Raw genomic sequence first — 23,931 nt, forward strand, 5'->3', positions numbered from 1 at the left:
ACTTGTGAATATACTTTACTATTCTCAATGAACGTATTTAGCTCGCTATAAAAACTGCAAAGAACCTACTTTCTCTATCCAAGATGTGTTTCTTCGTTTAGGGTGGTATTTTTCTTTTGAGCTAAAGATTTTTAAGTTATTTTCATAGAGTAATGACAAGAGACGTTATCAATATCAATGATTTTATCATTTTGGTCGAAGAGGCCAACTCTGATAAGGTGATTATAGATTCATGCAAATTTGATGAACCTTTGATCGCCGTGGCTTTTTATGGTTCTGGTAATGTGCACCTTTCCATGGATTATGGTGATCAAAAACGACCGTACGATAACACCAAGGGTCTGGCGATTTCTTTTTACGCCGATACCACGGTCGATTGCGTGCATACCGTTTCGCCAGATAAACCTTTGCAGTGTATTTTAATAGCTACGGCGCCCAAAAACTTACAGAACCTGCCTAATGGTGAGGGGGAATTGTTTATTGACCTTTTAAAAGAACTTGTTCATCCTTCAGAGCCTTATGTTGAGGGCCCACGTTTTTTTATGACCCCAGAGATGGAACATATTGTTGACAATATTTTTAAAAACCGTTATGAAGGCAAGGCCAAAATGATGTTTTTTCGAAGTCAGATTACGGCCTTATTGTCTCACTTTTTTTGGCAATTATCTCAAATACAAACTGATGTGATAAAAACTTCAGAACGTGAAAAGTTGTTGCAGGCCAAGGAGATTCTTTCTGAAAATTTAGATACCCCACCATCATTGACCGAACTTTCTAGACAGATTGGCCTGAACACCTTCGCTCTTAAAAAAGAATTTAAAGAACTTTTTGGGGTGCCCGTGTTCAAATACCTTCAAAACGAGCGTATGACCAAAGCTCATGAACTCATCAGAAGCAAAAGTGCCACCGTGCAAGAAGCGGCTTGGCATGTGGGTTATGATAGTTTGAGTTCTTTCTCCAATGCCTTTACCAAAAAATTTGGCTTTCGTCCTAGTGAAATAAAGGCTTGATTTAGTCTTCTCCTTTTCGAACAAATCATTCTCCTTTTTGAACAAATGGCCCACTAGGGTCTGCTCTAGTTTTGTCTTGTAATTAAAAAACAAACAGTCATGAAGGCCCATAACGGGCATTTAATTATATGACACTAATAATAATCAATTAATAAACGCAACAAAGATGAAAACATTAAGGGCTATTGTAATAGGAATACTAATTTGGATTCTTGGAGTAAGTGCTTTTACACTTTCCTTTTTTATCCCAGTACTAGAAAATTTAGAACAACAGGCCAATTTGGTATTGCTTATAGCTGCCATACCCTTGGTTTGGTTTGGGTCACAGCAGTATTATAAAAAGGACACTAAGACCCATGGCATGTGGGTTGGAATAACCTTTTTTGGGGTCGCTGCTATTTTGGATGCCTTAATCACGGTGCCTTTTTTGGTGGCGCCCCAAGGGGGAAGTCACTATGTCTTTTTTACTGACTCGGGTTTTTGGCTTATAGGCGGGGTTTTTATCACCACAGCCATTCTGTATGGACATTTTAGAGGCACACGCGACACACAAAGAACAGTTTAATCAATCAAAATTATGAATCATGGAATTATCAACGAGCAATCTAACCCTTTTCGCGGCAACACTATTAATTGGGATTACCGCAGGACTATGTTTTACATGGGGAAACGCCATTACCCCTGGTATTGGACAATTGGAAGACCTGAATTATCTGCGGGCCTTTCAGAAAATGAACCGAAGCATTGAGAACCCATTGTTCTTTGCGGTGTTCTTTGGGTCTTTTTTTATAGGAATCGCGGCCATTTTTGCCAACAAAGGGGTATCCCCTGAGCATTTTAGGCTGGTTTTGGTAGCGGTAGGAATTTATTTTTTGGGAGTAATCTTGATCACTGTCTTTGGAAATGTGCCTTTAAACCAAATTTTGGATAAGGCCGATTTGGCCAACTGTTCTTTGGAGGAACTGAGGTCATTACGAGAACGATTTGAAAACCCTTGGAACCGTTTTCATATTATTCGAGTCATCACAGCCATGGTATCTTTTGCATTGCTGGTAATTGCAAGTATCAATAAATAAGCAACCAAAAAACAAATATCAAATCAAAAAATGCATGTCACTTCGAGTGTTTTTCGATTCTTTCTTGGGAGAAAAAAGTATCGAGAAGCTTTGGGAGACGTAATGTTCTCGATACAAATTTTGTTCCTGAAAAAGTCACAAAATCCACTCGAACTGACATTTGAATTAATAATAATTGAATAAGTATAAACACCGGTGCTGAGATGTCACCCTGAGCCTGTCGAAGGGAAGTCGAAGCATCAAAAAATTAAAAATTATGAAAAACAACATTTTAGTATTAGGAGGAAAAGGAAAAACAGGAAGCCGAATAGTAACCCGTTTGAAAAACTTGGGCCATCATGTTCGAGTAGGTTCAAGAACTGAAAATCCAGCTTTTGATTGGAACAAGCCCGCTGGCTGGCCAGCTGTTTTGGAAGGTATGGATAGCATGTATATCACCTACCAACCCGATTTGGCCGTACCTGGTGCCAAAGAAGCTATTGCTGCCTTGACTAAAGTAGCCAAGGAAAAAGGAGTGCAGAAATTGGTTCTGCTTTCAGGCAAAGGCGAAGTTGAGGCAGAGCGTTGTGAGCAAATTGTATTAAACAGCGGTATTGAAACTACTATTGTTCGTGCAAGCTGGTTTAACCAAAACTTTAGCGAGAGCTTTTTCTTGCCCCCCATTCAACAAGGGGTGGTAGCCCTGCCTAAGACCCAGTTAAAAGCACCTTATGTTGATGCCAATGACATTGCTGATGTGGTAGTTAAAATTTTGCTCAACAAGGGTCACGAAGGCAAAATTTATGAACTCACGGGTCCACGTCTATTGAATTTTGAAGAGATTATTGCTGAAATTGCCAAGGCCACCGGTCGAAACCTACAATTTATACCCATTACATTAGCTGAGTACGTGGGGGCGATGAAAGAAGAGGGTGTGCCCGAAGATGTCGTTTGGTTAATGGACTACTTGTTTACCGAGGTACTCGACAATGAGGCCAACCAGGTGGTGACCAATGATATTGAAAAGTTGTTGGGTCGAAAACCTACTGATTTTTTAGAATACATAGCGGAAACTACTGTAACTGGGGTCTGGAACCAAGTTGTAGAGGTTTAGATACATATATGCTTATTAAAAGGGCAGGCGGTATTGCCTGCCTTTTTTATTTCTTTGAAAACAGTTCAATAGTATAATCTAAAAGTTCAGCACCACCACTTTTACCGTGACCAGGAATTACTGTTTTTAAATTTGGATACTGGACTTTTATACTTTCAACAGTCATTGGCCAAGCAAGGACGTTGGCATCACCAAGATATCCTTTTTTTGCGTTTAACGACTTTAATAAACATCCGCCAAATAGTGCATTTTCACTAGGTACATACCCAACAACATTATCTAAAGTATGACCTTGTCCAAAATGAATTATAGAAACTGTTTCATCGCCAATTTTAATTTTTTGCGCTTTGTCAAATCCGTTTTGAGGTAAGATTTCTGTATTCTTTTTAGCAAACTCAATTGTCAAATTAGAGGCATAAGAGGGAATACCTTTGCTATGAAATTCGCCTAATCCGCCTAAACAATCTTCATGAAAATGGGTAGCAACAACGGCATTTATTTTTTTATCGGCTAGCCATTCAATTAATTCTTTTGAAGCTTCATTAGTAGTTGGCGTATCGAAAATTATTGCCTCTTCTTCATTTATGTAAACCATACCATTACAAGTGACCTTGCCATAGTCATTGGTTTCAAGATAAGAGATATGCACAAAGAGCCTATCTGTAATACGTTCAATTTTCAGTTTTTCTGACTGATGTACACTAACAGTTTGGCTATGTAATTTACCACAGGCGAGGATTATTAGAAAAACCGAAATCTTATATACAATTCTCATGGCAGGGTACATCTTATCTGGCTAGTTCTTTATGTATTGAAAAGATCTGAATAGGTTCTTTTTTGCCCTTCAAAGGTACTTGTCCTTTCTCTGAAAAAGTAAATCTATTTTCCGCAAATTCATTTTTTAAATTTTCAGATAGTAATACTTCTGATTTTAGCGCATTACATTTTCCTTGAATACGCGCTGCGGTATTGATAGTATCACCATGATAGGCAATTTCTTTTTTGTATTTGCCCACCTCTGTTACCGTCACAACCCCTGAATGAATACCAGCCTTAAAAAAAGGTTGACAATCATACATGTTATCGTAGTACTCTTTTTTCTTTTCAAGCAATTCCGAAAAATTATAATAAGCATTTACACAATTCTTGTTGTTTAACCCTTCTTTGAGAGGCCAGGTCAATACAGCTTCATCTCCAACATATTGGTAAATTTCTGCATTGTTCTGTTCTACGGCCACACCCAGATCATTAAAGCAATCTTGTATGAGCATACTGTACCTTACATGCCCTAACCTTTCTGCTATAGTTGTTGAGGCTTGTAGGTCTAAAAACATAAAAATTCTATCTTCTTCCCTAGGAGTATAAAATTGCCCACGAATAATTTTGCTGAGATTACCCTCGCCCAGCATGAGGTTTACCTGTCTTAGTATGGTCATAAAGAAATCAGTCGCTAAAATATAGAAGTAAATTGCTCCACTTCCTTCATCTAACGCAAAAGTGGTGATGCTGATGTCTGTGCCAAAATAGAGCTGATATACCCAATAGGCGGCAACAATCATTACTGCTATAAAAGCAATGGCATAAAGGGTGCGTAGCAATAAAAGTTTTCCAAGGGTCAGTTTTCTATATAGATTTTTTTCTGCCCAGATAGAGGCAAGGCCGGAAATAATTCCAAAGATGGGTCCAAGGGTTACACTGATAATTATGCTAGATTTAAAATCGAATTTTAACTGACCCAATTCTTCAGTTCCTACTCCGCGAACAATAGCTAAAAAAATCATCGCCATGGTCCAGCCAACAATATAAAAGCGAAGTATCCGCAAGTTGCGCTTACTCATGGTACCCTTTTTCCGCTAAGCGCATAGATATCCACCAGTAGTTGCCGGCAGGGTCTTTAATTCCACTTTGGCGATCGCCATAATCCATATCGGCTGGTTCGAAGATTTCTTCTGCACCGTATGTTAAGGCATTTTTATGTAATGCATCAACATCATTTACATATAAATAAAGGGCTGTGCGCATACTTTCGAACATTCCTCGCGCCTGACTGATCATAAAACAGCTGTTCCCTATTTTAAGAATGCAGTTGCCAATGTCCCCGTTTTGAGGATTTATAGAACGATTAATTTCTGTTGCGTAAAAGGCATTTTGCAGAAAGGCAATCAATTGTTCTGGTTTTTCGGTAAAAAGATAGCTATTGACAGAACTAAATCCGTCTGGGGTATACGTATGGAATAAATCTTTCATTGAAGTGTGTGTTCTTTCTATTTCTCAAGATAAGATTTTATTCTATGGGTTGTAAATAGTTATTCACTGCATATTCACCTATTTTATTTCCTAATTTATGACCCTCTTCAGAATCATATCTAAAATGGATACCCAAGTATATCCTAGAAATTGATGCCTCAAAACCCGCATCGGAAAAACTATTAAAACTACGTGTTGGCGGACTCATTGCTACTTTATCAGAAAATGGGCCAGCACTATCAACCTCTTCCGTTGTCATTACAAATTTATAGTCATTACCAGTTTCTAATGTGTTTGCCAATGTCGTCATGGCGGCGGAACTTGCGGTTCCATGGGCTGAAGGATATGATGGAAAAGCATAAGTGTGTTGATGTAAATTATTCCATTCTAAATCTGCTTCTGTATCTGGGTTTTCGTCATTGGATGCCCAGCGTATTGCCGTATAGGGTCGCCAATGATTATAATGGAACTTGTTATCAAAAACGTTGATATAGGCATCATAAGTAGCCATATTCAGTAGCGCGAAAGCTCGTGCTGCTTCCCATAAGTTGAGGTTTTCTTTTATAACAAGCTCGCGTAATAATCTATTATGGGAATTTTCTACAAAATCTTTCCACCACATAGCCAGATGAGTTTGGTCATTTGTTCTTTCTATGCTGTTCGAAGCACCATTTTTTTTAACTTCATTAAACGCCGTGGTATAGGCAGCGCTATTAATTTCTGGTGGAGGCGGAGATCTAAAAAAATCTTGTTTTGGTAATAGAAAGGGTTTTGCTTTTGCCCATCCTGAACCAAAGATAAAACCTTCTGGAGTACCACTATGCTTATTGAATTCGGCATAAACGCCAGGAGCCATTGGGTGCCAAGTATATTCAGCTTCACCGTTCCATCCATCCCCTTTTCTTTTTTCTAAAATAGAAAGAGCCGCTGCTTCCCCCAATTCTTTGGCTTGAAGTTTAATTTTGGCATCTTGAATTGGACTTAACCATTGATTTAACTCTTCATCAAATGCTTCTTTTTTATTGGGATAGGAATTCAAAGCGATTGTATAAGCAGCATAGGCCACAGAGGCTATAGGATTTTTATAGGAAGTAGCTGTATGATAAGAGTATGATTCATATTTTGGAGAAATAACATTTAATGCATCATGCATTGCTACGTGTAGCATAGAAGTGGTTCGTAAACCTTTTAACGTAAGTAAACCATCTTCTTCAATAGCAATTTTGATTAGTTTTTCATTCCAAGACACCAATATTTCAGGGTTAAAATCTTCAATACTAATTTCTTCTTTTTTACATCCAAGTAAAATGAGAAACCCTAAAAATGTAATAGATAGATTTCGAAAAAATGAATTTGGTGAAGTGCTCATGTCCCATTAATTTATGTTAGTGTCATCTTTATAATCATACCTAACGATATAAGATGACATAAGTTAAATGGGAACTTTTGTTGTTAAGTTACATTAAAAGAGCTACATATAGTGTTAAAGAACTTGATTAGATGTAACTAAAGATAATTCTGATTACTTAACATAAACTAAAGAAAACTACAACAAGCTTAATTTTCTAGTAATATTCTACTAACTCAAAAGCTACTTCCGTTACATAGTTTTAGAAGAAACTAGAGAACACATAAAAATGGAAAGAAAAGTACAATCAAGAAGAGCCTTTTTGGCAAAATCGATATTAGCTTCGGGTGGGGTAATTTTAGCCTCACAACTAGCGGCCTGTGAAAAGCTAGATGATTTTTTAGGCGGTGGAAATGATGATGATGGTATACCTAGATTTTTGCATGGGGTGGGGAGCTTTGACCCAATAGCGAATGCTGTGATTATATGGACACGTTTTACCCCGACTGCAGATGAGGTACAACAGGCAATTCGAATTAATTGGCAAATGGCAACGGATATTGATTTTCAAAATATCGTTAAAGAGGGGATGCAGTACGCCAATTTAGAAAATGATTTTACGATTGTACAAGATGTTACCGGTTTGAATTCAAATGGAAAATACTACTATCGCTTTATGCAAGAAGATGTAGCCGTAACCTCAATGACAGGTGAAACTATTACGCTTCCTGAGGCAGGTGTTCCGGTTGATAATCTAAAAGTAGCAGTCTGTTCTTGCAGCAATTATCCAGCGGGACTTTTTAATGTTTATGATGCTATTGCAAATAGTGATGCTGATTTAGTGCTTCATCTTGGAGATTATATCTATGAATATCAGGTTGGGGGTTATGGAACGAATGAAAATACTTCTGTTTTGGGCAGAGAACATGATCCAGCAACTGAAATTTTGTCTTTAGAAGATTACCGATTAAGATATCGTCAATACCGTACCGATGAAGGTTTGCAATTGGCGCATCAGAAAAAACCTTTTGTAGTCATTTGGGACGATCATGAGATAACCAATGATGCTTATAACGAAGGTGCTGAAAATCATGATGAATCCGAAGGAGATTACCAGGCTCGTTTACAACGTGCTATTCAAGTTCATAGCGAATATCTACCAGTTCGTACAGATACGCTGGGGGTCATTTACAGAAACTTTGAGTACGGTAATTTAGTAAACTTGGTCATGCTGGATACGCGTATCATTGGTCGCGACAAACAGCTTAGTTTTACTGATTTCTTTGGTGCAGATGGCGCCTTTGACTTTGTTGGTTTTGCAGGAGCATTGGGAGATTCAGGCAGGGCATTGATGGGGCAAGAGCAATTGGCATGGACGGCAAATGCGGTTGGTGGCAGTAGTGCTAAATGGCAGGTACTGGGGCAGCAAGTATTAATGGGAACTATGACCGTTCCTGCAGAATTATTGATTTTAATTGGCCAAGTCGCGGCTGGTGACACCTCGCCAGATACTTTAGGGGCCTTGCAAACAGCAATTGTAGATTTATCTACCCTAAAAGCACGTGCCTTGGCCGGAGACCCAACATTAACAGAAGCAGAATTAGGGCGATTGGCAGCGCAAGTACCTTATAATCTAGACGCTTGGGATGGTTATGCAGTTGAGCGAGAACAGCTTTATGCGATTTTAAATGGAAAGTCTACTGTTGTTTTTGCTGGCGACACCCATAATGCATGGCATAATGTGTTGACAGATTTTAGTGGAAATAAAGTTGGTGAAGAATTCGCATGTTCATCGGTAACTTCCCCTGGTTTTGAAGGCATTTTTGGGACTGACCCTGCGACCATAGCCGGTATTGAGCAGGCATTCACTTTATTGATCGATGGTCTTCAATATTTTGATGCTAAACAACGAGGTTATGTTCTTGCAGAGTTCACACAGGGCGCTGCTACAGCATCGTACCGTTTTATTGATACCATAGGTTCTGCAGCTTATACTGAAATTGAAGGCAATACCGCAACTTATTCGGGATAGCAAATATAAAGCCCCCTTTTATGCTTAGTAACCACACAAAGCAGGGGGCTTTAAAAATCAACAAAAAACATTAACCTCTTCTTCCTTCTTTCTGCATTCTTTTTTTGCCTCTCGCATGCATGTGCATACTTAGTTTCTTCCATTGTTGATACTGATTGTCATTCAATATCTGCTTCATCTTTTCTTGTTGTGCCAATTGTCGATCTAATCTGGCATTTTCAAAAGCAAATTTTTCATCTGCTGTTGGCTTTTTTGCTTCACCAGCTTCTTTTTTGGCTTTGAGTTCTTCCATTCTTGTTTTACGGAATTCAGCATTGGCGAGATTTAGCTCCATGACTTGCTCTTGTTGCTCGTTGGTCAAGTCTAGCACCAAGGTCATTTTTTTGGTTTTCAATGTGGCCAATTGTTCAACGCTATAGTCTTTTGCAAACCTTTCTTTTTGAACATGCCTTTCACCTCTTTGGGCAAATGTGGTCAATCCTGTTAGCAGTACTACCGCTATAAAAACTTTTTTCATGCTATTAAATTTTATGATTTAAACATAAGACGGCCAATCGCCGGTAAAGTTTAATAGCAATAAAAAGTTTGTGAAGGCATTAACAATTTAGTAGAGGCCAAAACAGATTTCCTTACTGATTTTGAGTAAGTTCTTCTTTTGATTGTTCCTTTTTTATTTCAGGAGAATCTTCAAATTTAGTTTCTGACACTTCAGAACTTAAGATTTGTTCTTGAAAAGCTTTTTGTTCGTAATTGTTGTAGAATACAGCTGCAAGAATAAAGCAGCTTAAATAAATCAAGCTTTTGATTTTGTAGGATTTCATGATGTAAGATTTGGGATAACTAATTTACGAAAACTTATAGGGCACATTTTCGATATGTTGTGAAATCATGAAAAGTGTAGGTGAATTGCTGATTTGTGTGGTCAAAAAAGGACAAACTTTTGGTTTGCCCTTTTTTTAGTGTATTAAACCGATAATTCTTACAAAATTTTACTTTGGATCTAGAATCATATTAATACGCTCCAATGCATCTTGTAAATGATATCGACTCATGGTATCAGTACTTCTCGAGAGACCATTTCTAATATCGCGTTTTAAACTGTTCAATTCGGCTCTTGCCACGGAACGAATATCTGATTGACTTGTATTTACCACAGTTGATTTTCTAAAGCCTCCAAAATCAGGTAGTTTTTTTTGATTTTCAGCGGTTATCAGATAGTGCAATCTATCAATATGGGCTTTTTGTAAATTACGTCTGTACGTATCAATTTTTTTACCTGAACGAGTTTCTGACCAAACTCCTCTTCGTAAATCAGACATCATATCGACTAATTTATAGGCTTCGTTACCATTGAGGGTCTCATTTTCTATCATTCTGGCCATTTTACCCAAATGAAGAATGGTATTCAAACTTCTTTCTTGTAGCGCCCTTATGCGTTCCACAGAGCCTGAATACTGCACCTTATTGAAAATCTCGTTATCAAGCATCCATTCTGGTGTTTCAAACAATTGATTATGTAAAAACATCAAACAGTTTTTTTGGTGTTCTTTTGGCACATGGGTATAGACTGCTCCTTCTTGGTCTGCAGTTTTATGATATTCATAAACTCCTCCGATATTGTTCGCAACATGGCCCATGTATCTTCTAAACTGGCTTACAACTTGTCCATACATAGTTTCTAGATTATCATAATCTTCACCATCTTCTGTGGTCCATTCCATAAGCTTAGGAACAATTCTTTTTAAATTTTCAATACCATATTCACTTGCTTTAATGGCATTGTCCCCTAAATCTTCGGTTTGAGAACTTGGGTCATGAATATCACCTATTTGCTGGTGGCCAAAACGATACATTGGGTCATTGGCATGCTTAAGAACCCAACTGTTCAAAGTTGTTTTTTCATCTTCCGCCGATTTATTTAAAATTGGGCGATAGCCCCAATTAATGGAATACTTATCGTAAACTCCAATATCTGGCATAAGGGCAACTCCTTCATCTCCTGGCTGTGCCACATAATTAAAACGGGCATAATCCATTATGGAAGGTGCAGTACCAAATTTTTGAGTGAATGATTTCGAACGTAAAGAATCTACAGGATATGCAACACTACTCCCCATATTATGAGGTAACCCTAAGGTGTGGCCCACCTCATGAGATGATACAAAACGAATCAACCTACCCATAATCTCGTCTTTGAACTCCGTGCTTTGCGCCTCAGGATTAATAGCTGCGGTTTGCACAAAAAACCAATTACGAAGTAGGCTCATTACATTGTGGTACCAGTTGATGTCAGACTCTAAAATTTCTCCACTTCGTGGATCACTGACGTGGGGACCATTGGCATTTGGAATCGGTGAGGCCAAATAGCGAACGACGGAGTAGCGCACATCTTCGGGAGACCATTCTGGATCTTCTTCAGGTGTTGGTGGTTCTTTGGCAACAATGGCATTTTTAAAGCCTGCTGCCTCAAAAGCTACTTGCCAATCTTCAATACCTTGCTTTATATAAGGCAACCATTTTTTAGGCGTGGCTCGATCTACATAATAAACAATCTGTTTTTTGGGCTCTACCAGTTCACCATTTTTGAATTTTTCTATATCTTGATCTTTTACTTCAAGTCTCCATCTATCTAAATAAGTAACCCTTTTGCTTTCTTGGGCATCAAGACCATAATCTACTTGCCCTCTGGCAAACCAACCTACGCGTTTATCAAAATAACGACGTTTCATCTGCTCTTTAGGAAGCAAAATCATCGAATTATTGATTTCAATAGATATCGAGCCCAAGCTTTGATTGCTTGGTGGACTTTTAGCCGAATACGTTTTTACATGGCGGGCCTCAATATTTAACGGATAGCTTTTTATGTTTTCAATAAAACTTCGCTCACTATCCAATCGACTTACCTTATATCGTGTTCTATAAAATTGGGGCATACCAATAGCATTGACATCCTTTGTGAACAAAGGGTTGATCTCTATAACTGTTGCCGGGTTCAATGAGTCTTTTTCATTGATAGCCTTGATATCAAACGCGAAAAGTACGGGTTCAAAGTTTGAATTGACCACAGCTTCATGTATAGGAAGTGAGTCAGCGGCAACATTTCCATAAGAAACTACTCTTAAAAGCACTCTTTTCGGTTTTTTCTCCCAACGCAACACTTGCGTATTGATTTTGCCACCACCAAATCCAATACCAGTGGCGGTTTTAGAGATTCTGCTTACCATGAGCATTTCGCGATTGAACAGAGAATCAGGAATCTCATAAAAATGTTTGGATTCAATATGATGGACTTTGAAAAGGCCCTCATCCGTCACGGCATCTTTAGTAATTACCTTACCATAAGGTTGGATATCACCCTTTTTTGGTTTTGGAGTGGCTTTTTCGGTATTCTTTTTCTTCTTTTTTTTGAAAAGTTGTGCATCGGTGGACTGCAAAGTTCCCAGCAAAAAAATGAGAAAGAGTCCACGAGAAAATAATTTGATGATCATTGAGGTCAATTTTGAATCTGTCAATTTGATCAAAGAACCAAAAAATACTTTGAAGAAACTGTTAAAATCATATTAACGCAAAAATTTTTTCAAAAAATATTAAACCTTTCGGAGTATTGTCTTTTACTAATAGTTTGAGCTGTATAGCCTGCTATGTATGGCCTGAGAGCGATACGTTCTTTTGTTAAAAATCTTCAAAACCTGTAACAATTTAAATTTTGAGTAGTCTTATAAGCATATTACATCAATCATTAAATCAATCAAAAAATGAACAAGTTATTATTAATTTATGGGTGTTTCTTTATGAGTAGTTCGCCCATAGTAGATGAACAAGTAAGTACGGTGAATGCTAATTTAAATGCCACGCGTACCATTGAAAACAATTTTACAGCATTGAATGTTTATGCTGAAGAAAAAGAGAGTGCTCCTTTTAACATTACTAATGTTAATGTCGTAGAGCCTGCTGAACTAAGTTTAAGTGAAATAGAGTTCGTTGAAGAAGAATCAGTATTGGATCTAGGTTTTGATACAGCGGATTACCTTCCAGAAGGTTTTAATCCATATGAAACTTTTTTTGACCTAAACGATATTAGCTTTATAGAAGAGGAAGATTTAGAACTAGGTTTTGATACTTCCGACTATTTACCAAAAGACTTTGATGCCTATTCGGAAAATTTCAATGTCAATTCTATAAACTATATTGAAGAGGAAGATTTAGAATTAGGTTTTGACACCTTTGATTACTTGCCAGCAGATTTCAACCCATATAATAGTTATTTTAATATAGATACTATTGAGTTTTTAGAGAATGACTTTAAATACGATTTGGGTTTTGATACCTCAAAGTATTTGCCAATAGGCTTTGATGCTTATTCAGATGACTTGGCCATCAGTTCAGTAAATTATATAGAAGAAGATGATATAAACTTGGGTTTTGATACTGCAAAGTATCTTCCAAACAACTTTGACCCCTATGCAAGGTCAAACTAGGTAGGATGTTTCATTTTATCAAATTTTTGAGTTAGTTAGTTAGTTGAAAAATCCCGGCGATTCGCCGGGATTTTAATTTGCCATCTACTTCTTTCGAATTAACAGAAAAATAACAATAAAATCGATGAAGTGTTTTTGTTAAAATTTGTTTGATATCTCTAACAATTTCTCAAGATTGGAATCATGGTATTGCTTTTTTATTAAAAACCAACACGGCTTATTGACAATACTTTTCTTACATGATTTTTCGGCTTTGTTAACGAAAATAAAAAGCATACTAAAAGTAGAATTTAACGGTTTTACCTTTGGTTAAAATTTAAAAACTGTCAGAATGAAATATAGAAAATACATCGTAATCGCCTTTATCGGGGCGCTTTTTTTGCCTTTGCTAAGTGCAAAAGCAGAAAAGACTACAGAAGAGAACTTTAATATTAAATCCGTTGTTTTTGTTGAGCAAGAACAAGAGGAAAGTTTTGATTTTGATACCGCTGAATATTTGCCTGAGGGGTTTGACCCATACCAAGATAATGTTTCTGTAAATTCATTGAATTATATCGAGGACGATTCTATCGATTTAGGATTTGATACAGCAGATTATTTACCAGAAAACTTTAATCCGTACACTAAGTAAAAGCGGTTTAAAAAATATTCAGTATTATAGAATATTAAAGGCCTCGATAATATATCGGGGCTTTTTCTATGGTATTTCATCGAAAAAATGAGCTGTTAGTGAATCTAAACTTCAATTTTACCTATTTTGAAATGCTAAATAAACAGTTACACCACATTTAATTGTATTTAAACTATACTTTTTTGAATTTTATAAGCGCGTAACTGAACCAAATCAAATTAGAGATTATGAAAACATCAAAATTATCTACTTTACTGCTTGCTCTAGTTCTGTTTTCTGGAAACCTGCTCACCGCGCAGGATGAGGTAAGTCAGCGAGAGGTCATCGCTCTATTAGAGTTAAAAGCAAAAACTAAAGGTCATTTATGGACAAATCAATGGGACGAGAGTAAACCTATTACTACATGGCATGGTGTAACTATTAAGGATGGTAAAGTAGTTGGATTGGATTTATCAAATAATAACCTACAAGGTAAAATTCCAATTACTATAGGTAACTTAAGAAATCTTGAAACTTTAGATTTATCAAACAACAATATTAAGGGCAAAATTCCTGGGTTATTCAGAAAGTTTGATAATCTCAAGGAAGTTGATTTAGGTAAAAATGAATTGACTGGCAACATACCTTCAAGCATTAATCAATTACAGAATCTTCAAGAATTGAATCTAAGTAATAACAAACTTGAAGGAGCGCTGCCAAAAACAATCAATACGCTTTCTAAGTTGAATACTTTGGCTCTTGCAAACAACGATTTAAATGGCCCTATGCCCGTTGGTATGGAAAATTTAAAGAAACTGAAGAAACTGTATATTTCAAATAATGAGTTTTCTGATATGAATAGTTTAAGACCTTTGGCAGAGCAGCAAACTGTATTGACAGATGTCAAACTTACAAATGGGAACATGCTGCCAATTGATTTTACAAAATCGAAAGAGGGCTTGTCCAAATTGGAGTTTGAAGACTATAAAGAACAAGAATAAGCTCTTTTAGAAATAATATATGAAAAGCTCCTTTTAAGGAGCTTTTTTCATTAAAATAGGAAAGGAATTACAAATTGAAAAACTACAATTAGCAATGCTACAGCTATTGAATTCAATATAATGCCCACTCTTGCCATTTCAGGGACTTTTACGTAGCCGCTGGCAAACACTATAGCATTTGGAGGTGTTGCCATAGGGAGCATAAATGCGCAGCTACTAGCCATAGTTACTGGAATTAATAAATAAAGAATTGGAATTTCTAACCCAATGGCTATACCAGCCACAACAGGGGCTAGAACAGCTACTAGGGCTACATTACTCATCAATTCTGTCATAAAAAGCATCAATAGAATAAGTAAGGATGCGGTCAATAGTATGCTAATTTCACTACTTGCAATAGCATTGGCAACCAAATCTACAATGCCGCTTACGGACATGCCTTTAGCTAAGGCCAAACCACCACCAAAAAGAATTAAAATTCCCCAGGCAAGTTTTGAAGTGTCTTTCCAATGAATAATAAAGTCACTTTTCTTAATATTATATGGAATTGCAAATAAAGAAATCGCCGCAAAAATACTGATCATCGTATCAGATAGTCCAAGATTTGGAAAAATGTTATTAATAAGTGTTCTAAAAATCCAGAGAAACACAGTTACTCCGAAAATGGCCAAAACCATTTTTTCTTTACCAGAAGTTGGCCCAAGTTTTTCTAGTTCTACTTGAATCACTTCTTTTGAAGCATTGAATTTTAAATCCTTGTTAGGAAACATCCATTTGATGAGTACAAAATAGGTGATGGCTATCATTACAATCGAAAATGGCAAACCTAAAGTCATCCATTTTAAAAAGGAAATTTGAATATTATATTCGTTTTCTAAAAGTCCGATAAGAACAGAATTTGGTGGTGTCCCTATTACAGTGGCAATACCACCAGCATTTGCCGAGAACGCAATACCAAGCATAACACTTAAAGCAAAATTTTTGTCACTTTTGGTAAATCCATCTTCATCATCAATGAGCAAATTGATAACAGAGAGGGCTATGGGCAACATGACCACGGTGCTTGCTGTATTGCTTATCCACATACTTAATGAAGCTGTAGCTATCATAAAGCCTAGAACCACCTTATTTGGGGTGGTGCCAGTAAGTCGAATAATATTGAGGGCGATTCGTTTATGTAGATTCACTTTTTCTAATGCCAAAGCCATTATAAAGCCCCCAAAAAATAAAAAAACGATGGGACTCCCATAATTAGCCCCGACGTCCGCAATAGGTAATATTTTAAGTAAGGGGAAAAGTAAAAGTGGTAGTAAGGCGGTAACAGAAATGGAAACTGCTTCTGTAATCCACCAAATTAGCATCCAAACTGCGACGGCGATTACGGAGTCTCCCTGTTCTGAAACTAATTGAAATGGTTGATTGATTAAAACTAGAAATATTATTGGACCAAAAACCAGTCCTAACTTTTTGCTTAGCTCCATATGGATTCTAAGCTAGTATATTTTTAGCGAATATTAAAAATAGATTTTAATCTCCCTTTTTAGCAAACAAACCATCTTCTCTTTTTTCAACTGAAAATAAACCTAATTTTGAAAGGTTTTTGGTGCTTTTATCCCATTTTTTACCGCTGAGCCCAGCTTTTTCTTTTAATTCACTTAACGGTAATTCTTCGACTGATTTAAGCAAATCCATAATTATTTTCTCTTCATCAGTTAATTCTACTTGCTTTTTTTCAGGTCGCATTTGTGGGAAGAACAATACTTCTTGAATGGATGAGTTATTGGTCATCAACATCACCAAACGGTCAATTCCAATTCCGATTCCAGAGGTTGGCGGCATACCGTATTCCAACGCTCTCAAAAAGTCTTGGTCAATGAACATGGCCTCATCATCGCCTTTTTCAGAAAGTTTTAATTGATCTTCAAAGCGTTCACGTTGGTCAATGGGGTCATTTAATTCGGAATAAGCGTTAGCTAATTCTTTTCCGTTCACCATCAGTTCAAAGCGTTCGGTTAAAGCAGGGTTTTCACGATGCTCTTTTGTAAGCGGGCTCATCTCTTTTGGGTAGTCGGTGATAAAAGTGGGTTGCACATAATAATGTTCGCACTTTTCGCCGAAAATTTCATCGATGAGCTTGCCAATACCCATGGTATCATCAACTTCTAAGCCTAAGTTTTTGGCAACTTCTCGGAGCTCTTTCTCACCCATTCCAGCTACATTATGTCCAGTATGAATTTTTATGGCCTCTAGAATAGGGACACGGTCATAGGGCGCCGTAAAATCAATTTGGTTTTCACCCACGGTTACTTGAGTTCTGCCAGTTGAATCAAGAGCTATTTTTTCTAACAACTGCTCCGTAGTTTCCATCATCCAGTTGTAGTCTTTGTATGCGACATAAAGTTCCATGACCGTAAACTCAGGATTGTGGGTACGATCCATACCTTCATTTCTAAAATCTTTAGAAAACTCGTAGACCCCATCAAAACCTCCTACAATCAATCGTTTTAGGTAAAGCTCATTCGCAATACGCAAATACAAAGGAATATTTAAAGCATTATGATGTGTTAAAAAAGGACGCGCGGCAGCTCCACCCGGAATAGGTTGTAGAATAGGAGTTTCTACTTCTAAATAACCTCTTTCGTTATAGAATTCGCGAATACTGTTCGTGATTTTTGTACGCTTTATAAAGGTTTCCTTTACTTTCGGATTTACCACCAAATCAACATAGCGCTGTCTGTAGCGTAATTCGGGGTCGTTGAACTCATCAAAAGTATTTCCTTCAGCATCAACTTTAGGCAATGGTAATGGGCGTAATGCCTTACTTAACAATATGAAGTTTTTCACCATCACTGTCTTCTCACCAACTTTAGTAGTGAAAAGCTCACCCTCAATGCCAATAATATCACCAATGTCCAGTAATTTCTTGTACACATCATTGTACAAGGTTTTATCTTCATCAGCACAGATTTCATCACGATTAAAATAGACTTGAATCCGTCCTTCACTATCTTGTACCTCAGCAAAAGAAGCTTTCCCTTGAATTCTTCTTGACATCAATCTGCCGGAAATCACCACCTGTTTCCCTTCTTCAAAATCGTTTTTGATGCTCTTTGATGTGGCATCAACAGGGTACAAAGCAGCGGGATATGGGTTAATGCCCATTTCACGAAGCTTAGTCAATTTCTCTCTACGTACGATTTCTTGTTCCGATAATTGCATTGTCAAAAAATTAAAGCGCAAAATTACACTTTTGCGCTTTAATTAGAGCAATCAGACCGCATTCACTTAGAATAATTGGGAATATAGGATGTGCCTTTTAAAATTGATAATATATCTTCCTCTAAGGAAGCTATCGGGCTTTCGACTATCCGATTTACCTGTTTGCCATCTTTAAAGAAGATCAATGTTGGGACTTTAATAATGTTCAATCCTTTTTCTTCTCCCCCCGGACTTTTTTTATAAAACTCTTTTCGCCGATCCAAAGCAATGATTTCCAGATTTTCCATTGGAAATTTAGCCTCTTGAAGAATCTTAATAATTCTTGGCATTTCACGTTTGCTATCACCGCACCAAGTACCTAAAAACAACTTTAAGTCATAATTTTTAAGTTGTTTTTTCATCATTTTAGTCAAGGATTTGTCTACCATATAACTGTTATATGAGGAATCAAACCACCCTTTGTAAGGTTCATTTTGAAGACCTTCTAAAGTAATCGGTCCAACAAGAAATTGATGCCCATTTTGAGTATTGATTTCTTGATTGAATTCTTGTGCTGCGCATAAATTTATACTCAATGCCAATAGTAAGAGAATACCTGATTTCATGATTTTTAGTTTTAAGTCCAAAAATCATTTTAAATAATGCTTTAAAGAAGATTTGTTAGGTTGAGATTGGTACTAGACCCCGGTTGAATTGTACTATAATAGCGATTTTAGGTCTTCTCTTGATGAAACTCCCAGTTTCTTATATATGCTATTGATGTGTGTTTTAACAGTGCTGAGACTTATGAAAAGTTCAGCAGCAATTTCTTTGTTTGATTTATCCGCGGCTATCTTGGTCATTATGTTTTTTTCTTGCCCTGTAAGTGTTTCAAATTGATTGCTTTTTTTACTTCGAATACGATGATTATATCCATAATATGCTATTGAAACGATCAAGAGAACTAGACCGGTTAGGAATAAATGCTTTAACTGTAACCTTTTTGAACTAACTGGAAAATCGTTTTGCGCTGTATTGTCGGCCGTTAGCTCTCTTTCATATTGTTCAGTGAATGCAGCATCTGAATAATTCGCGCTCAATCTGTTCAAAAGATCCCCATACATCGGATTGGTCTGCAGATCACTCAGGTAATACGCATGGGTTTCACTAGCTCTTTCTGATAAAAAGTCATATATATAAAGTTCGGCTAGCGGTTCTCCAGATTTAACTCCAAATTCTTGCAATATGTTGAACCACTTTTTAAAAGTAAGTGTTTCATTGGCTTTGCTAGGGTACTCCATAAAATCTAGAATCATTTCTTCTTTAAGGGCGTCAATCTCTAGAATTAAGCTAGAAGCATTATTAGTAGAATTGATTTCACAAAGAGCTTGATTGGTCTGTAATAAGGGTAGCTCAACTGTATCTGTATTTTTAGCTAAGAAAAGTATGCTTTGTGTGTAATTGCACTCCTTTAAAAAATGCGATGTGTTCACGGTAGTATCACAATCGTCAAAATGTATTCTATACAAGTTGTTTTTTGATGTAAGATTGTCACCTTCAAACAAGAATCTGCCTGAGGAATCGGTAGTTGCTTTACTTATAATTTGATCTAAATAGACTCGTGAGCTTTTTCTATAATTATTTATATGGGATAGATACACTGTTTTATTTGAATGGTTCTCTGATAATTCTCCTGTAAATTGAAACTGGCTATAGTTGACGAGAGAATACAGGAGTAGCGTAAAACGTATAATTGTTCTCATACAAAAGAAATCGTTTAAAAATAACAGTTTTTATGTAACAAAAAGGCAATTTATACTACTTATAAGATACATCAATCAAAATCAATCCATGAGTTTTTTAAGAGTTTTATTGGCCATTATCTTTCCACCCTTATCTGTTATTGGTAAAGGTTGTGGTTCTTTTCTAATTGTACTACTTTTGACCTTCTGCGGCTGGGTACCTGGTGTAATTGCAGCTTTGGTTATTTTGAACAATCCGAATTAATAGTACATGAAAAGATTAAGACTTTTTGTAGCTACAGTTATTATAGCTGCGGCCACTGCATGCAATTTTACTGAAGAAGTATATTTAAATGATGACGGTTCAGGAAAACTATCTATAAACTTTGATGCCAATGAATTAATGGCCATGGCCGGTTCATTGGATAGTCTTAAACAAGAGAAAGCAATGGATTCTACCATTGTCTTTAAAGACTTATTGGAAGAAAAAAAAGACAGTATCGCTCAACTTCCTTCAGAAGAACAAGCAAAACTCAAAAAGTTAGAGGCTTTTAGCATGCATATCGTCATGAAACCAGAGGAGCAAAAAATGCAGTTTGAAATGTTCAGTGAATTCAAAAATGTCAATGAAGTGAACGATGCATTTAATGCTTTTCAAAATGTTAGTGCTCTTGGGCCTAGTCCAATGGGCGGAAACCAGGCCCCACCAATGCCAGTACAAGATCCAACTACACAAGTCAATTATACTTTTTCTGGGAACCAATTTTCAAGAAGCACTACTATTATAAATCAAGAATTGTTTCAAAAGAGTTTGGATAGCCTTGCAGGAGCTGAAATGTTTTTGTCAAGTTCTACCTATACGTTCAAATACCATTTTCCAAGACGTGTAAAGAACGTGAATGTCGAAGGAGCCACTTTTTCAATGGATGGAAAAACCATGATTTATGAAGTAAGTTTTCTTGATATGATGAAAATGCCAGAATCCATCAATCTCGAGGTAGAACTTGAAGACTAATACAGGCTTCGTATCTTTGTGACATGAATAAGAAAGTCGTTTTGCAAGACTTGGGGGTCAAAGATTACAAAAAGACTTGGGACTATCAAGAGTTTCTTTTTAAAGGAATTGTTGACTCAAAAATAAAGAATAGAAGAGAAGGGACGAGTTTAGAAACTCCAAATTATTTTCTTTTTGTGGAGCACCCCCATGTATATACATTGGGCAAGAGTGGCGACATCAATAACTTACTTATAGATGAGGCAAAACTTAAAGAGAAAAAAGCAACCTTTTATAATATAAATAGGGGTGGAGATATTACATATCACGGTCCAGGTCAAATAGTGGGATATCCTATTTTAGATTTAGATAATTTTTTCACAGACATTCATAAATACCTCCGCTTTTTAGAAGAAATGGTCATTCTGACTTTAGCCGAGTATGGATTAAAAGCGGAACGCTCTGAGGGCGAAACTGGAGTATGGTTAGATGTAGGTACTCCTTTTGCTCGTAAAATATGTGCTATGGGCGTACGTGCCAGTCGTTGGGTCACTATGCATGGTTTTGCCTTAAACGTAAATTCTGATTTGGGTTATTTTGATTTAATGATTCCCTGTGGCATAAAGGATAAGGCTGTGACTTCTTTAAATGTGGAATTAGCGCAAACAAAAGTAGATTTACAAGAGGTGAAACAAAAGTTACTTCGACATTTTGAATCACTCTTTGAGGCACAATTAATAAAAGAAAAAGCCCTAATATAAGTTTAGGGCTTTATTTTTAGACTGATTGGTTGGCTACTTTGAAAAAGATGCAAGTTCCATTCTACTGTCCAACTTTCCTTTTTTGTTATAGCTTTCTTGTTTTACAATACCTACACCTTCAGAAAGCCAAAGCTTGTCAGTGAAGGTCATTTTTGCCATCATTGCTTTTGAACTTATAGTTGATGTTAGTACATAACAATCAAAAGTACCAGCAGGCGTAGTGACCGTTTCTTTGGCAATAACTTTTCTGTCGGTGGTTTTAACTTCGGTATTCATTTTAATTCCGCTCATACTCATCGCCATGATGAGTTCGGCATCGCCAAGATCTTGACCTACGGATAAGTTATTGGGTATTTCTATATTGGTTCCTGAAATATCTATTTCAGCGTTCATTTGCTCCACCTGTGACTGTAATTGAGGGGACAACATACTATTAAAATCTATGGAAATACCATCACCCGTGCAAGTGACTTCATATTCAAGTTCCATCTGATCTTTAGGTTTTTCGCCTCCAACAACCACACTCATTGTGGCCGTTGTGTTTCCTCCGTCGTTGTTTACGGCTTTTACGTTGTAAGTTGTGCTACCACTTGGTTTGTCCTTTTTGTCATAAAGATTGTACTGATATGTGGCGCCTTCAGTCATTGGATAGAAGGTGCTACAATTGTCTTGTGCCTTAACAGCTATGAAGCATAACAATAGCATAAGACTTGTAAAAAATTGTTTTTTCATAATAGTTTATTGTTTGATAAATTCTACTCTTCTATTCTGGGCTTTGCCATTTGCACTGTTATTATCAGCTACAGGCTCACTTTCTCCTTTACCTTCGGTGCTTAATCGATTACTGTCCACATCATAAATGTTCACTAAGGCATTTTTTACAGCTTCAGCCCTATCTTTTGATAATTTCATATTAGTATCATCTGCACCGTCAGCATCAGTGTGTCCAACTATCTTTAAGCTCATTCCGCTTTCTTGTTGAAGTACTTGCGAGATTTGACGAATAATACCCATCGATTCCGCCTTTAGGTTATTCGAACCTGAATCAAACAAAATACCGTTTGTAGAAACCTTACCGTCAGAAATCAACTTTCTGCGAAGATCAACTCCTCCTTCGGCAACTTTTACATTTGTAATGAAAAGTCTTTCTTTTCCATCTTTAAAGTGATTCAAATTAAATTTCAGGGTTGTAACTCTTTTTTCATTGGGCATTATGCGAGGGATGTCCACATATTTTTTTTCATTGACCCAAAGTCGTAAACGTTGTTTGTTCACAGCAATGGAAAAATGTGGGCTTTCAAGAACTGCTTTGCGTATGTCAGCTTTTAAAGCACTATTGATGTCACCTCCACCTCTGTTAATATAGTTTCTCATTCTGATATCGAATGCTCCATATTGTCCATAAGGTATCCAGGCCCTTACATGGTTGTCTCCTGAATTAAATTTTGGATCATCACTTAAAAGAATTTCGAGCCCTGCATTTGAAGAAGTCTGTCTGTCAATACCTATGACCTTGGTATCAAATTCAATGGTATATTCTTCTGGCAGTACAGGCACATCAGGTATGTATACGATATTATATCCTGATTTTAGCTCAAGCCACTTCTGCTGCGAATCGCCCAATGTTACTATTTCACCAGTACCATTAGTATTCCATTTGGCCGGAAAATCACCTATAAAATCGTTGGAAAAATCATCAAAGAACAATTGCTTATCCCCGGGTACATAATCGAATTTGCTATAGACTTCTAAGGTTTTGGTTTGAGAGGGTACATTATCATCCACATTGTCTTCACTAGAGGTATTATTAGGGGAGTTCGAAGTATCGTTACCTTGTTCTGAAGTAGTTGGGGCTTCTTCTTCGGTTTCTTCATTGTGTTTATTCAACAATAATTCTTTAGAGGTTTTTATGCTATATTTTAATGCTTTTTTTGCACGATTAATCTGAAGGGTAGCCTTACTCTGCTTAAGAACGCCAATACCTTCAATATCACTTAATATGTCAGGCGCACTATCGCTTAAACCGGTGACATCATCCAATGCTTGTTCAAGCACATCAATATCTTCATCAGAAAGTGGTGTTCCTGCTTTAGCGTAACCGTCATACATATATACCTTATCATAAAGGTCAAAAGATTCTCTTACGAATTGATCGATACTTGATACACCAACTCGGCTACTTGGACGCTTCAGTTTTTTGGTTTGTGCATTTGCACTTATAAAAAAGATAAAAATAGCAAGAAGTGAAAGTAAATTGCTCTTTAAAAGTGTTCTCATTTTAATTTGCTATTAGATTTTTGCAAAAATTAAAATACAAAATCATTTGGAATGAAATGTAAGA

The 23,931-nt window shown here is 36.8% G+C and carries 24 protein-coding genes; 11 read left to right on the forward strand and 13 right to left on the reverse strand.

Going from position 1 to position 23,931, the window contains the following annotated elements; all coding sequences use genetic code 11:
- Positions 1-152 precede the first annotated feature (152 nt).
- The 4 genes from RM706_RS07495 (at position 153) to RM706_RS07510 (ending at position 3,179) form a co-directional block, all read left to right on the forward strand.
- Positions 153-1,010, forward strand: coding sequence for a helix-turn-helix domain-containing protein (locus tag RM706_RS07495; RefSeq protein ID WP_311350411.1), 858 nt, complete (start codon positions 153-155; stop codon positions 1,008-1,010).
- Positions 1,011-1,176: 166 nt separating this feature from the next.
- Positions 1,177-1,575, forward strand: a complete 399-nt coding sequence (locus RM706_RS07500; protein WP_311350412.1) for a DUF5367 family protein — start codon at positions 1,177-1,179, stop codon at positions 1,573-1,575.
- A gap of 19 nt (positions 1,576-1,594) precedes the next feature.
- Positions 1,595-2,086: an anthrone oxygenase family protein gene (locus tag RM706_RS07505; RefSeq protein ID WP_311350413.1), complete on the forward strand. Its 492-nt coding sequence runs from the start codon at positions 1,595-1,597 to the stop codon at positions 2,084-2,086.
- Between the two features lie 256 nt (positions 2,087-2,342).
- Complete coding sequence (locus tag RM706_RS07510; protein ID WP_311350414.1) at positions 2,343-3,179, forward strand: NmrA family NAD(P)-binding protein; 837 nt, start codon at positions 2,343-2,345, stop codon at positions 3,177-3,179.
- Between the two features lie 46 nt (positions 3,180-3,225).
- Here RM706_RS07510 and bla read toward each other — a convergent pair whose 3' ends face one another.
- Genes bla through RM706_RS07530 form a run of 4 tightly spaced genes read right to left on the reverse strand, consistent with a single transcriptional unit; the run spans position 3,226 to position 6,795 of the window.
- Positions 3,226-3,954: a subclass B1 metallo-beta-lactamase gene (gene bla / locus RM706_RS07515; RefSeq protein ID WP_432264965.1), complete on the reverse strand. Its 729-nt coding sequence runs from the start codon at positions 3,952-3,954 to the stop codon at positions 3,226-3,228.
- A gap of 13 nt (positions 3,955-3,967) precedes the next feature.
- Positions 3,968-5,017, reverse strand: a complete 1,050-nt coding sequence (locus tag RM706_RS07520; RefSeq protein ID WP_311350416.1) for an adenylate/guanylate cyclase domain-containing protein — start codon at positions 5,015-5,017, stop codon at positions 3,968-3,970.
- On the reverse strand, positions 5,010-5,426 hold the full coding sequence (locus tag RM706_RS07525; protein WP_311350417.1) for a VOC family protein: 417 nt from the start codon (positions 5,424-5,426) through the stop codon (positions 5,010-5,012). Before RM706_RS07525 ends, RM706_RS07520 begins: the two co-directional genes overlap by 8 nt.
- 37 nt (positions 5,427-5,463) lie before the next feature.
- Positions 5,464-6,795 (reverse strand): vanadium-dependent haloperoxidase, encoded by a 1,332-nt coding sequence (locus RM706_RS07530; RefSeq protein ID WP_311350418.1) that lies wholly within the window; start codon positions 6,793-6,795, stop codon positions 5,464-5,466.
- A gap of 268 nt (positions 6,796-7,063) precedes the next feature.
- Between RM706_RS07530 and RM706_RS07535 the strand changes: the two genes are divergently transcribed.
- Positions 7,064-8,806: an alkaline phosphatase D family protein gene (locus RM706_RS07535; protein ID WP_311350419.1), complete on the forward strand. Its 1,743-nt coding sequence runs from the start codon at positions 7,064-7,066 to the stop codon at positions 8,804-8,806.
- 70 nt (positions 8,807-8,876) lie between these two features.
- Here the strand turns inward: RM706_RS07535 and RM706_RS07540 are convergent, their stop codons facing one another.
- From RM706_RS07540 to RM706_RS07550, 3 genes are all read right to left on the reverse strand, one after another.
- A complete protein-coding gene (locus tag RM706_RS07540; RefSeq protein WP_311350420.1) occupies positions 8,877-9,323 on the reverse strand; it encodes a DUF4890 domain-containing protein in 447 nt (148 codons plus the stop codon).
- 112 nt (positions 9,324-9,435) lie between these two features.
- Complete coding sequence (locus RM706_RS07545; protein ID WP_311350421.1) at positions 9,436-9,627, reverse strand: hypothetical protein; 192 nt, start codon at positions 9,625-9,627, stop codon at positions 9,436-9,438.
- 168 nt (positions 9,628-9,795) lie between these two features.
- On the reverse strand, positions 9,796-12,294 hold the full coding sequence (locus tag RM706_RS07550; protein ID WP_311350422.1) for a zinc-dependent metalloprotease: 2,499 nt from the start codon (positions 12,292-12,294) through the stop codon (positions 9,796-9,798).
- A gap of 267 nt (positions 12,295-12,561) precedes the next feature.
- Between RM706_RS07550 and RM706_RS07555 the strand changes: the two genes are divergently transcribed.
- The 3 genes from RM706_RS07555 (at position 12,562) to RM706_RS07565 (ending at position 14,895) form a co-directional block, all read left to right on the forward strand.
- The gene (locus tag RM706_RS07555; RefSeq protein ID WP_311350423.1) at positions 12,562-13,284 is read left to right on the forward strand and encodes a hypothetical protein; all 723 of its coding nucleotides are present in this window, start codon (positions 12,562-12,564) and stop codon (positions 13,282-13,284) included.
- Between the two features lie 331 nt (positions 13,285-13,615).
- Complete coding sequence (locus RM706_RS07560) at positions 13,616-13,915, forward strand: hypothetical protein (protein ID WP_311350424.1); 300 nt, start codon at positions 13,616-13,618, stop codon at positions 13,913-13,915.
- A gap of 227 nt (positions 13,916-14,142) precedes the next feature.
- Positions 14,143-14,895 carry a leucine-rich repeat domain-containing protein gene (locus tag RM706_RS07565; protein WP_311350425.1) on the forward strand — a complete coding sequence of 251 codons (753 nt, stop codon included), beginning with the start codon at positions 14,143-14,145 and terminating at the stop codon, positions 14,893-14,895.
- Between the two features lie 50 nt (positions 14,896-14,945).
- Here RM706_RS07565 and RM706_RS07570 read toward each other — a convergent pair whose 3' ends face one another.
- The 4 genes from RM706_RS07570 to RM706_RS07585 all read right to left on the reverse strand — a co-directional run bounded on the left by RM706_RS07570 (position 14,946) and on the right by RM706_RS07585 (position 19,856).
- On the reverse strand, positions 14,946-16,376 hold the full coding sequence (locus RM706_RS07570) for an SLC13 family permease (protein ID WP_311350426.1): 1,431 nt from the start codon (positions 16,374-16,376) through the stop codon (positions 14,946-14,948).
- A 46-nt stretch (positions 16,377-16,422) separates the two neighbouring features.
- Positions 16,423-18,114 carry a lysine--tRNA ligase gene (lysS, locus tag RM706_RS07575; protein WP_311350427.1) on the reverse strand — a complete coding sequence of 564 codons (1,692 nt, stop codon included), beginning with the start codon at positions 18,112-18,114 and terminating at the stop codon, positions 16,423-16,425.
- A gap of 62 nt (positions 18,115-18,176) precedes the next feature.
- Positions 18,177-18,719, reverse strand: coding sequence for a TlpA family protein disulfide reductase (locus RM706_RS07580; protein WP_311350428.1), 543 nt, complete (start codon positions 18,717-18,719; stop codon positions 18,177-18,179).
- 93 nt (positions 18,720-18,812) lie between these two features.
- The gene (locus RM706_RS07585) at positions 18,813-19,856 is read right to left on the reverse strand and encodes a helix-turn-helix transcriptional regulator (RefSeq protein ID WP_311350429.1); all 1,044 of its coding nucleotides are present in this window, start codon (positions 19,854-19,856) and stop codon (positions 18,813-18,815) included.
- Between the two features lie 88 nt (positions 19,857-19,944).
- On the opposite strand from RM706_RS07585, the gene RM706_RS07590 reads away from it, so the two are divergent.
- From RM706_RS07590 to lipB, 3 genes are read left to right on the forward strand one after another with little or no spacing between them, the layout of a single operon-like run.
- Entirely contained in the window at positions 19,945-20,100 is a 156-nt protein-coding gene (locus RM706_RS07590; RefSeq protein ID WP_083467550.1) for a YqaE/Pmp3 family membrane protein, read from the forward strand.
- A 6-nt stretch (positions 20,101-20,106) separates the two neighbouring features.
- Positions 20,107-20,850 (forward strand): hypothetical protein, encoded by a 744-nt coding sequence (locus RM706_RS07595; protein ID WP_311350430.1) that lies wholly within the window; start codon positions 20,107-20,109, stop codon positions 20,848-20,850.
- A gap of 23 nt (positions 20,851-20,873) precedes the next feature.
- Positions 20,874-21,590: a lipoyl(octanoyl) transferase LipB gene (lipB, locus tag RM706_RS07600; RefSeq protein ID WP_311350431.1), complete on the forward strand. Its 717-nt coding sequence runs from the start codon at positions 20,874-20,876 to the stop codon at positions 21,588-21,590.
- A 33-nt stretch (positions 21,591-21,623) separates the two neighbouring features.
- On the opposite strand, the gene RM706_RS07605 is transcribed toward lipB, so the two are convergent.
- The gene (locus RM706_RS07605; protein WP_311350432.1) at positions 21,624-22,322 is read right to left on the reverse strand and encodes a TapB family protein; all 699 of its coding nucleotides are present in this window, start codon (positions 22,320-22,322) and stop codon (positions 21,624-21,626) included.
- Between the two features lie 6 nt (positions 22,323-22,328).
- A complete protein-coding gene (locus RM706_RS07610) occupies positions 22,329-23,867 on the reverse strand; it encodes an OmpA family protein (protein ID WP_311350433.1) in 1,539 nt (512 codons plus the stop codon).
- Positions 23,868-23,931: the final 64 nt, after the last annotated feature.

The sequence above is a fragment of the Croceitalea rosinachiae genome (assembly GCF_031846445.1).
Classification (GTDB): domain Bacteria; phylum Bacteroidota; class Bacteroidia; order Flavobacteriales; family Flavobacteriaceae; genus Croceitalea; species Croceitalea rosinachiae.

Excerpts from the sequence above, each read along its gene's own strand:
- lipB (WP_311350431.1), top strand. The coding sequence starts at position 20,874 with ATGAATAAGAAAGTCGTTTTGCAAGACTTGGGGGTCAAAGATTACAAA.
- RM706_RS07550 (WP_311350422.1), bottom strand. The coding sequence starts at position 12,294 with ATGATCATCAAATTATTTTCTCGTGGACTCTTTCTCATTTTTTTGCTG.
- RM706_RS07505 (WP_311350413.1), top strand. The coding sequence starts at position 1,595 with ATGGAATTATCAACGAGCAATCTAACCCTTTTCGCGGCAACACTATTA.
- RM706_RS07570 (WP_311350426.1), bottom strand. The coding sequence starts at position 16,376 with ATGGAGCTAAGCAAAAAGTTAGGACTGGTTTTTGGTCCAATAATATTT.
- RM706_RS07595 (WP_311350430.1), top strand. The coding sequence starts at position 20,107 with ATGAAAAGATTAAGACTTTTTGTAGCTACAGTTATTATAGCTGCGGCC.
- RM706_RS07565 (WP_311350425.1), top strand. The coding sequence starts at position 14,143 with ATGAAAACATCAAAATTATCTACTTTACTGCTTGCTCTAGTTCTGTTT.
- RM706_RS07540 (WP_311350420.1), bottom strand. The coding sequence starts at position 9,323 with ATGAAAAAAGTTTTTATAGCGGTAGTACTGCTAACAGGATTGACCACA.
- RM706_RS07545 (WP_311350421.1), bottom strand. The coding sequence starts at position 9,627 with ATGAAATCCTACAAAATCAAAAGCTTGATTTATTTAAGCTGCTTTATT.
- RM706_RS07530 (WP_311350418.1), bottom strand. The coding sequence starts at position 6,795 with ATGAGCACTTCACCAAATTCATTTTTTCGAAATCTATCTATTACATTT.
- RM706_RS07560 (WP_311350424.1), top strand. The coding sequence starts at position 13,616 with ATGAAATATAGAAAATACATCGTAATCGCCTTTATCGGGGCGCTTTTT.
- RM706_RS07495 (WP_311350411.1), top strand. The coding sequence starts at position 153 with ATGACAAGAGACGTTATCAATATCAATGATTTTATCATTTTGGTCGAA.
- RM706_RS07605 (WP_311350432.1), bottom strand. The coding sequence starts at position 22,322 with ATGAAAAAACAATTTTTTACAAGTCTTATGCTATTGTTATGCTTCATA.
- RM706_RS07555 (WP_311350423.1), top strand. The coding sequence starts at position 12,562 with ATGAACAAGTTATTATTAATTTATGGGTGTTTCTTTATGAGTAGTTCG.
- lysS (WP_311350427.1), bottom strand. The coding sequence starts at position 18,114 with ATGCAATTATCGGAACAAGAAATCGTACGTAGAGAGAAATTGACTAAG.
- RM706_RS07580 (WP_311350428.1), bottom strand. The coding sequence starts at position 18,719 with ATGAAATCAGGTATTCTCTTACTATTGGCATTGAGTATAAATTTATGC.
- RM706_RS07610 (WP_311350433.1), bottom strand. The coding sequence starts at position 23,867 with ATGAGAACACTTTTAAAGAGCAATTTACTTTCACTTCTTGCTATTTTT.
- RM706_RS07520 (WP_311350416.1), bottom strand. The coding sequence starts at position 5,017 with ATGAGTAAGCGCAACTTGCGGATACTTCGCTTTTATATTGTTGGCTGG.
- RM706_RS07510 (WP_311350414.1), top strand. The coding sequence starts at position 2,343 with ATGAAAAACAACATTTTAGTATTAGGAGGAAAAGGAAAAACAGGAAGC.
- RM706_RS07535 (WP_311350419.1), top strand. The coding sequence starts at position 7,064 with ATGGAAAGAAAAGTACAATCAAGAAGAGCCTTTTTGGCAAAATCGATA.
- RM706_RS07585 (WP_311350429.1), bottom strand. The coding sequence starts at position 19,856 with ATGAGAACAATTATACGTTTTACGCTACTCCTGTATTCTCTCGTCAAC.
- RM706_RS07500 (WP_311350412.1), top strand. The coding sequence starts at position 1,177 with ATGAAAACATTAAGGGCTATTGTAATAGGAATACTAATTTGGATTCTT.
- RM706_RS07525 (WP_311350417.1), bottom strand. The coding sequence starts at position 5,426 with ATGAAAGATTTATTCCATACGTATACCCCAGACGGATTTAGTTCTGTC.
- bla (WP_432264965.1), bottom strand. The coding sequence starts at position 3,954 with ATGAGAATTGTATATAAGATTTCGGTTTTTCTAATAATCCTCGCCTGT.
- RM706_RS07590 (WP_083467550.1), top strand. The coding sequence starts at position 19,945 with ATGAGTTTTTTAAGAGTTTTATTGGCCATTATCTTTCCACCCTTATCT.